Origin of the sequence: Dyadobacter sp. (genome assembly GCF_051859145.1) — a bacterium.
GTDB lineage: Bacteria > Bacteroidota > Bacteroidia > Cytophagales > Spirosomataceae > Dyadobacter.
The window spans coordinates 1182-9080 of record NZ_JBHYGF010000149.1 but is presented as its reverse complement, the minus strand read 5'-3'; the positions used below and the strand labels follow the sequence as shown (position 1 = coordinate 9080).

The following is a 7899-nucleotide window of genomic DNA, read 5'->3' as shown; positions in this document are numbered from 1 at the left end:
AAAAAGGCAGCAACCCAGATCAGCACCAACGGGGTAAGTGCATTGAGCATCATGTGGTGCGAAACCTGGGTGGCCATTGCGCCTGCGAAATATCAGTCAGCAAAATGAAGCCGATCTTCATGGTTTTGGGAAAGGCAAACAAGGTAGCAAAAGCGATCTCGGCAATGCCCGACAGCACCCGGTAATGGCCAACACCTACCGTATCGAGCATTTTCACCACATCCGGGCTGCCGGATAGCTTCATTACACCGCTCATTGCGGCCATTCCAACAGCCAGCACTGTAACCGACAGCTCGCTGAGTATCCGGGCGATATCATGGAAGGAGTACGCTTACGGGCGTCGTGGGTATACTGAAAGGCAGCAAGCCAGGAAAAATGGTTGCATTACGGGCAGATATGGATGCCTTACCCGTTACAGAGCCGGCTGGGCTGCCTTTTGCTTCAAAGGGCACCACTCAACAACACGGGGCGACGGTGGGCCTGATGCACGCTTGTGGGCATGACACGCATACGGCAATGCTGATGGCTACCGCCGAAGTACTTTCAAGCCTGAAAGCCGACCTTCCTGGTTCAGTTATGTTTATTTTCCAGCCTGCCGAAGAAGGGTCCAGTGTGGTCCAGCCTGGAAACAGCCAAAAGCTGGGGAGCTAAAAGGATGCTTGAAGATGGTATGTTCAAAAAAAAAACCGGATGCAGTTTTCGGACTGCACGTTCATCCAGGTAAGTCAGGCCAAATTGATTACAAAAGCGGACCAGCCACTGCCGGCAGCGACGTTCTGAATATAACTGTCAGTGGCCAGCAGGGCCATGGAGGTAGGCCCTGGAATACCAAAGACCCCATTGTACATCCGCTTATGTGATAGCAGGCCTACAATCCGTGGTCAGCCGACGTGCGGACTTAACCAAGTCTCCCGCCGTTGTTTCTGTGGGAATGATTCATGGTGGATCCAGTCAGAACGTAATCCCAGACACTATAAAAATGGTCGGTACCATCCGATCCTACGACCCTGGGGCACGCAAGAAACTCCATGCAGACATTAAGCAGGCCGCCGAGCATATTCGGAAGGAACCTATGCGAAAGCGCAGGTTGATATTTTGCCTATGTGTGATGTAACAGATAACAATGATACCCTGGCTAACCAGATGCTTCCAGTGCTAAAACGCGCGGCGGAAGCAGGCGTGGTTCCAGGATCCTTACAGGGTGCTTCGGAAGACTTCTCCTATTTTGCCAAGGAAGTCCCCGGCTGTATATTTTCCTGGGAGTTACGCCCGATGGTGACGACCCGGCCAAAGCTGCTCCAAACCACAATCCTAAATTCTTTGTCGATGAAAAGGCACTGGCTGTGGGTACCAGGGCGATGTCGGCCATGGCTGTTCACTTTCTAATCAGCAGATCGAACAAATAAAGCTGACCATATTCGGTTCTGCTTTTAGATATGAACTCGATTTATCACTCTGGCGATTTCAGATATTTCTTCTTATTCACGAGCTTTACTAACTCAATAAAAGCAATACAAACCATAGTTACAATTACAATCATTAGCATGACATTCCAGCTTAAGGGCGTTGTTTTAAAAACAGTATCCAAAAACGGAACATATACAATTAACATTTGAAGGAGAACCGTTAGCAGTATTGCTGCCCACATACCCCGGTTGTCAAAAATGTCGGAAGAAAACACGGAATGGTATGTGGAACGAACGGAAAGTGCATTGCCTAACTGCACAAAGCATAAAGTTGTGAACACCGCTGTTTGTTGTGTAATAACATCGTAACCTTCATTAATGCACCACCACTGGATAAAAAGTGATGCAAGCGTCATCACGATCCCGGTGACAACGATCCGAAGGATCAGACCGCCAGCAAATAAATTTTCTTTTGGCGGGCGCGGCGGGCGGTTCATAATGTCCTTTTCAGCAGGTTCCGCCACAAGTGCGATACCGGGCAAGCCGTCAGTTACCAGATTTATCCAAAGGATGTGAATAGGAAGCAAGGGGATGGCAAAGCTCAGGATAGGCGCAAAGAAGATGACGAGTATCTCGCCCAGGTTGCAGGACAGAACATAAACGATAAACTTCTTGATGTTTTCATAAATCCTCCTGCCTTCACGAACAGCCTTCACAATAGTGGCAAAATTGTCGTCCAGCAAGATCATATCAGATGCTTCTTTTGATACGTCGGTACCGGTAATGCCCATCGCAATACCTATATCAGACTGTTTAAGTGATGGTGCATCATTTACGCCATCGCCAGTCATGGCGACAAATTCACCATTGGTTTGCAATGCTTTTACAATGTTCAGCTTTTGTTCGGGCGACACACGTGCATATACCGCAATATGTTTTGTTACACTTTTAAACTCTTCGTCAGTCAGCTTCTCCAAATCGGAGCCTGCCCTAACCTCTCCCGATCCTTCGTCGATCATACCCAGGCGCTGGGCAATGGCGGTGGCGGTAAGTGGCTGGTCGCCGGTTATCATCACGGTTTTTATCCCAGCGGTTTTGCATTCCTTAATGGCCTCTATGACCTCTTCTCGTGGCGGATCAATCATGGCCGTCATTCCCAGAAATTCAAGGTCACGCTCTTCGTCTGAGGTAATTGTGCCCGGGTCTTTTTCAAATATTTTGTAACCAAAAAACAAAACGCGCAGGCCATCTGCTGCCCATTCTCTATTCTGCGCCAGCCACCCTCCTGTCTGATCCCTGTAACTTTCAGAAAGTGATGACAGCATTCTTGACGGAGCGCCTTTCACAAACAAGATCCATTTGTCGTCGTATTGATGTAAAGTGCCCATCCGCATGCGAACTGAATCGAATGGCAGTTTTTCGAGGAGCGGGAATTTTTTGTCAGCTTCTTCCTTTGTTTTCCCATTGTCCAGCGCATACTTCACCAATGCTGTTTCGGTAGAATCCCCCAGCAACTCTTTATCAGCGGAAAAGCGAACTTCGTTGTTTAGCATCATAGCGTAGCTCAGCAGTTCTTCCTTTCCTTCTGAGGCCAGTATTTTTTCAACCGTCATGATGTTTTGCGTAAGCGTCCCTGTTTTATCGCTGCATATATAGGTAACCGAACCCAATGTTTCGACCGCAGGCAACTTTCTCATCAGCGCATTCTGGTTGACCATCCGGCGGGCACCCTGCGCGAGGGCTATGGTGATTACGGCAGGCAATGCCTCGGGCAAAGCGGCGACAGCCAGCGAGAGTGCAGTAAGAAACATAGCAAATGGCGGCTCGCCACGAAGCAGGCCAAGACCAAAAACAAAAAGGCAAATCACCAGAACGATAACCGCGAGTTGCTTACTAAAAACCGCAAGCCTTTTTTGAAGTGGCGTTTTTTGAGCACTCACTTCCATCATCCCGGCGATTTTTCCAATTTCGGTATTCATGCCAATCGTAGTCACCACCGCTTTGGCCGAACCATTACTCACAATCGTACCTTTGAAAACCATATTGAGCTGGTCACCGGGTACTATGTTTTCTTCTTTTATCGGTCTGGTTATCTTTTCTATTGAATGGCTTTCTCCGGTAAGCGATGCCTCGTCTGTTTTGAGAGAACTTACCTCGATCAATCTTGCATCGGCAGGGACAATATCACCGGCTTCCAGTAAAATTATGTCGCCGGGCACCAACTGGCTAGCCTCAATTTTTGAAGGATTATTATCGCGGAGCACTGTCGCAAATTGAGCCGACATGTTTTGCAACATTCTGACAGACTCCTCAGCATTATATTCTTGCGAGTAACCCATCCATGCATTGCCAAGTATAATGGCTAGGATAACATAAGCATCTGTATGTTCGCCAACGATAAATGAGATAACTGCTGCAAGAATAAGTATCAGGATCATTACATCCTTAAACTGCCCCACAAGAATGGACAGCTTGCTTTTTCGTTTGGCCTCCTGTAATACATTTTTCCCAAACTCCTTCTGAAGATCAGCGACTGTATCACTCTTTAAACCGGAAATAGAAGTGTTAAGAGAACTTAAAACGGCTACCGTGTTAAGCTGGAACCATGTTTGCATGCCAAATAAACAATTTAAGATTTGTGAGTACCCACCTTTTATACAAAAAACCAGCCCTATCAATTATTACTACGGATTCGGAATCGTTTTTTCGATTATAGCTTGCCCGGTCTCGAAATCCGTACCATAAAAAAGGGCATAATCGAGTTTCACTTTAATGCCGGACGTGCCCTCCTTGATTTTAAGAAAAATCCTATCCAAAAACATCTTCCTGTTGTTGACCGTCACATAAACCTTCGGCACTCCTGATTTGACCAAATTAAGGTAGAACGTCACTTTCTTTGAAGCTGCGAGCTGCATCTCGTACACATTAGCAGCCAAACGCCTCGTTTTCATTCCAAATGCAAACTTTCTTTGAATAACGGAGAGTGATTTACGTTTCCCTCCTTCCGTATAGGCGATCCTATACACATCAACAGGTTTGTCGTCCAGGATGTTACTATCTTTAATAACAGCGTCATAGACAAAGGTGTTATGATTGTTGCTATGCTGAATATAAAACAAACGGTTTTTGTTAAATGGCGGCACAGGATAGGCTTCCTGCGAATAAGATCTTGAACTACAGATTACCAAAAACAAGATTATAAGATATTTCACGACTTTTATCCGTTGGTTGAGATTTCGATGTGCAGGATGCTAAGCTCGATGTATAAGATGCGCTTTTGACCTTTCACAAGATACTGAACAATCTAGCGAAAAACTTTGTACGTATCGGAATTTGCCCGGGTACAAAGTTGGTGGATGTTACTATCAAGCAAAAAATTACTTGAAAGGCTTTTGCCATAATTATTTCGAGCCCTAATGGTTGACTGATTTGCAAAATAGGAGTCTTTTGTTGAAGCTAAGATGCGCCACTGCACACAAAAAGCTGATTTCAGTCATTTTTAATTGACTTTGCGGCAATTAGTTTTGGGAAAAACTAATTCTATGAACAGACTAGATAATAAAATCGCGGTTGTTACCGGAGCTGCCGGAGGAATGGGTGAAGCCATCGCACGGCTTTTCGCTCAGGAAGGTGCCAAGTGCTGGCAACTGATATTCAGGAAGATAAATTAAGAACGTGGGTATCGGGCGCACAAAATGAAGGTGCGGCGATCGAATGGGAAAAACACGACGTAGCATCGGAAACTGACTGGCATATTGTGGTTGATAAAGCCATCAACTTATATGGCAAAGTAGATATTCTCATAAATAATGCGGGCATTTACCCTGTCGGCGCATCGACGGAAAGTACTTCCGTTAATGAATGGGAAAAAGTATTGGCTATTAACGTTACCAGCTCGTTTATCGGGACAAAGCTTTGCGCCCCATCAATGAAATCTTGTGGCGGCGGTTCTGTTGTCAATATTTCTTCCATCGCAGGGATCGTGGGCGGCAATGGACCTGCGTACTCGGCTTCCAAAGCTGCTCAACGTTTATTGACCAAAGATCAGGCCGTGGAATTGGCTAAGTACAACATTCGGGTCAATTCAATCCATCCCGGCGGCGTGCTGACCCCCATGACAGATTTCATGGTTAGTTTGGAAGCCTCCGAAGAAATTTTAAAGAACATGTGCCCGCTCGGTCGTATCGGTAACGTCATGGAAATAGCCTATGGAGCGCTATACCTGGCCAGTGATGAATCCTCTTATACAACCGGAACAGAACTGATAATAGACGGGGGGGTGACTGCCCGGTAATAAAAGAAATATGCACGGGGTAATAATTGCATACATAGCGGATCTTGACACCAGCTACTAGCTGCATAAGTTTACGTAGACATACAACTTTGAAGGCGATAACCCTGTTTCAAAACATCTCCTGGTATCTAACTTTCATCAGCCGCTGAATCAAGGTACCTGGCAGCGAAGCACGCCAGCGCCTACGTATTTATCTGGTTTCTGCATACCGAGTAATTGTGATTGCTCTCGCTAATTGTTAACGATTGGTAGTTCATCATGGACAGACACATATCCTGGAAGGTTAACTGTTGTGTCATAGACAATGGCTTCATCCCATTTATGTTGGGTCATCATGGAAATTGGTGAATGATGGATCGACTTTCATTGTGATGTTTGAGTAACCCTTGAATTCTGTCTACCGCCTCAAAATAGATGGTATCTTGTCACGTTCAGTCACTTCACCTCTAAAATACCGGGAAAGCTTCGACATAGGAGTTTTTGATTTAAACTGCCTATTTTATATGTCTGGTCTGAGCATTGGGTGAACAATGCTCAGCGCTCTCTGAAACCGATGGGGGAAAAGCTGCTTATAAAGACTCTTGAAATTGATAAATCGATTCGTCCCCACAACCAAAGCCAAATTGATAGAATTCAATCCAGTGATGCCTTGAAGAACGGAGAATTTAACACAGGACAAACAACCTTCGGTAAATACGTTAGCTGGCTTGTGTTTATACTGGGCCTCACGTATGCGCTTATTACCATTGGAGGCATTTTATCAATCGCCTCACCGGCTGAGCAAATCGGCCAACCTTACTTTTTGCTAATGGAGTTGCTGATTATACTAATTGCCCCTTTGATGGGAGTAACCATGATTTCAGTTCACTTCACTACTGATCCCGATTACAAAATATTTAGCTTGGCCGCAACTTGCTGCATGTTCGTAATGGCCACCATTACTTCCAGCGTTCATTTTGTTGTGTTATCTACAGGAAGTCAATTGACGGCACATTATCCGTTCTTTTTTACCTTTCAATGGCCATCCATTGTTTACGCACTTGATATTCTCGCCTGGGACTGGTTTTATGCATTATCAATGTTCTTTGCTGCTACTGTTTTTCGAAAAACCCGGCTGGAAATATCCATACGAATAACAATGATAACCAGTGGAGTTTTAAGCCTTACCGGCTTGTTGGGCATACCGTTTGAAAACATGCAGTTAAGAAATATCGGCATAGTGGGATACGGCCTGATCGGTCCGCTTGTTTTTTTATTAATAGGAATATCGATGAAAAATAAAAGGGTATTTTAAAAACTAGACGATTGTCATCTAAATGCACCATCGAACAACTCGGGTTAGAAGGTATCTTTTAAACTGCTTTCTTTTGACCGTACCGATAATGGTATGGAACCTTATTCTCACTAATCATCTGCCTCGACCCTTTCAACCCGAAATGTTTTGGAATAATATCCCATTAGTATTGGTGATTGGAGAACGGGCTTCAAGAATAATGATTTTCGGATTGAGTTTATTGATGCCTCTTTCCATCACATCCAAATCTCAGAAAAAAGGCCTGTCTTTATATATATTCGGAGTGTTAGCCTATTTCGCATCCTGGCTACCTTTGATCTGGCACCCGGAAAGCGTATGGAGCAATTGTTATCTCGGTTTTATGGCCCCGGCCTATACACCCATGTTATGGCTTACCGGCATCGCACTCATCGGTAATAAATGCTATCCGAATCTTCGCTGCATACGGTGGTTATTTATAATCCTTTCCGTTATTTTTATGTTGTTTCATAACATACATGCATTCATCATCTACAATAGGATTTGCCAGCACTGATATCAACAACTTTGCGGGTTAATTAGGCAACACTGTTCATATTTAGAACTGGGACAAAGCGCATTTTTTATACCGCGTTGGTTACTTCAAACCGACCTTGCAGATGAATAGCCATTCAGTATCTGCCAGCAATGACTGTATAAATTCAAAAACGACTGAAAGCGAATGAGCTTCGCATGACAGAGATGTTAACTGACGCAGTGTACTCGAATGGGTTAACTATGAGTCCCTGGAACTGAGAAATGTCATGGCATTCTACGATGGCTAGAAGAGATTTAACGAAAATTGCCAAGTCGAAGGAATCATTGACAAGATGCTATCTAAGGTGCCCAAAGACCTGGAAACAATCTAACTTGTAACCAGGACTTCT

8 protein-coding genes are annotated in these 7899 nt (G+C 44.8%); 5 read left to right on the top strand and 3 right to left on the bottom strand.

What is annotated here, in order from left to right; genetic code table 11:
* Nucleotides 1-49: 49 nt before the first annotated feature.
* On the bottom strand, nucleotides 50-244 hold the full coding sequence (locus ACTIE6_RS10300) for a hypothetical protein (protein WP_439556557.1): 195 nt from the start codon (nucleotides 242-244) through the stop codon (nucleotides 50-52).
* Nucleotides 245-342: 98 nt separating this feature from the next.
* Here ACTIE6_RS10300 and ACTIE6_RS10295 point away from each other — a divergent pair, with 98 nt between their 5' ends.
* Together ACTIE6_RS10295 and ACTIE6_RS10290 are read left to right on the top strand one after the other, a co-directional pair.
* Nucleotides 343-651, top strand: a complete 309-nt coding sequence (locus ACTIE6_RS10295; RefSeq protein WP_439556556.1) for a M20/M25/M40 family metallo-hydrolase — start codon at nucleotides 343-345, stop codon at nucleotides 649-651.
* A gap of 205 nt (nucleotides 652-856) precedes the next feature.
* Complete coding sequence (locus tag ACTIE6_RS10290; RefSeq protein ID WP_439556555.1) at nucleotides 857-1114, top strand: peptidase dimerization domain-containing protein; 258 nt, start codon at nucleotides 857-859, stop codon at nucleotides 1112-1114.
* A 336-nt stretch (nucleotides 1115-1450) separates the two neighbouring features.
* Here the strand turns inward: ACTIE6_RS10290 and ACTIE6_RS10285 are convergent, their stop codons facing one another.
* The gene (locus ACTIE6_RS10285) at nucleotides 1451-4021 is read right to left on the bottom strand and encodes a cation-translocating P-type ATPase (RefSeq protein WP_439556554.1); all 2571 of its coding nucleotides are present in this window, start codon (nucleotides 4019-4021) and stop codon (nucleotides 1451-1453) included.
* Nucleotides 4022-4090: 69 nt separating this feature from the next.
* The gene (locus tag ACTIE6_RS10280; RefSeq protein WP_439556553.1) at nucleotides 4091-4618 is read right to left on the bottom strand and encodes a DUF4833 domain-containing protein; all 528 of its coding nucleotides are present in this window, start codon (nucleotides 4616-4618) and stop codon (nucleotides 4091-4093) included.
* A 330-nt stretch (nucleotides 4619-4948) separates the two neighbouring features.
* On the opposite strand from ACTIE6_RS10280, the gene ACTIE6_RS10275 reads away from it, so the two are divergent.
* The 3 genes from ACTIE6_RS10275 (at nucleotide 4949) to ACTIE6_RS10265 (ending at nucleotide 6994) form a co-directional block, all read left to right on the top strand.
* On the top strand, nucleotides 4949-5077 hold the full coding sequence (locus ACTIE6_RS10275; RefSeq protein WP_439556552.1) for an SDR family NAD(P)-dependent oxidoreductase: 129 nt from the start codon (nucleotides 4949-4951) through the stop codon (nucleotides 5075-5077).
* The gene (locus ACTIE6_RS10270; RefSeq protein WP_439556551.1) at nucleotides 5044-5700 is read left to right on the top strand and encodes an SDR family NAD(P)-dependent oxidoreductase; all 657 of its coding nucleotides are present in this window, start codon (nucleotides 5044-5046) and stop codon (nucleotides 5698-5700) included. Before ACTIE6_RS10275 ends, ACTIE6_RS10270 begins: the two co-directional genes overlap by 34 nt.
* Nucleotides 5701-6253: 553 nt before the next feature.
* On the top strand, nucleotides 6254-6994 hold the full coding sequence (locus tag ACTIE6_RS10265; protein ID WP_439556550.1) for a hypothetical protein: 741 nt from the start codon (nucleotides 6254-6256) through the stop codon (nucleotides 6992-6994).
* The last annotated feature ends 905 nt before the right edge of the window (nucleotides 6995-7899 follow it).

Coding starts and splice junctions, on each gene's coding strand:
- ACTIE6_RS10285 (WP_439556554.1), bottom strand. CDS start 4,021: ATGCAAACATGGTTCCAGCTTAACACGGTAGCCGTTTTAAGTTCTCTT.
- ACTIE6_RS10275 (WP_439556552.1), top strand. CDS start 4,949: ATGAACAGACTAGATAATAAAATCGCGGTTGTTACCGGAGCTGCCGGA.
- ACTIE6_RS10300 (WP_439556557.1), bottom strand. CDS start 244: ATGAAGCTATCCGGCAGCCCGGATGTGGTGAAAATGCTCGATACGGTA.
- ACTIE6_RS10265 (WP_439556550.1), top strand. CDS start 6,254: ATGGGGGAAAAGCTGCTTATAAAGACTCTTGAAATTGATAAATCGATT.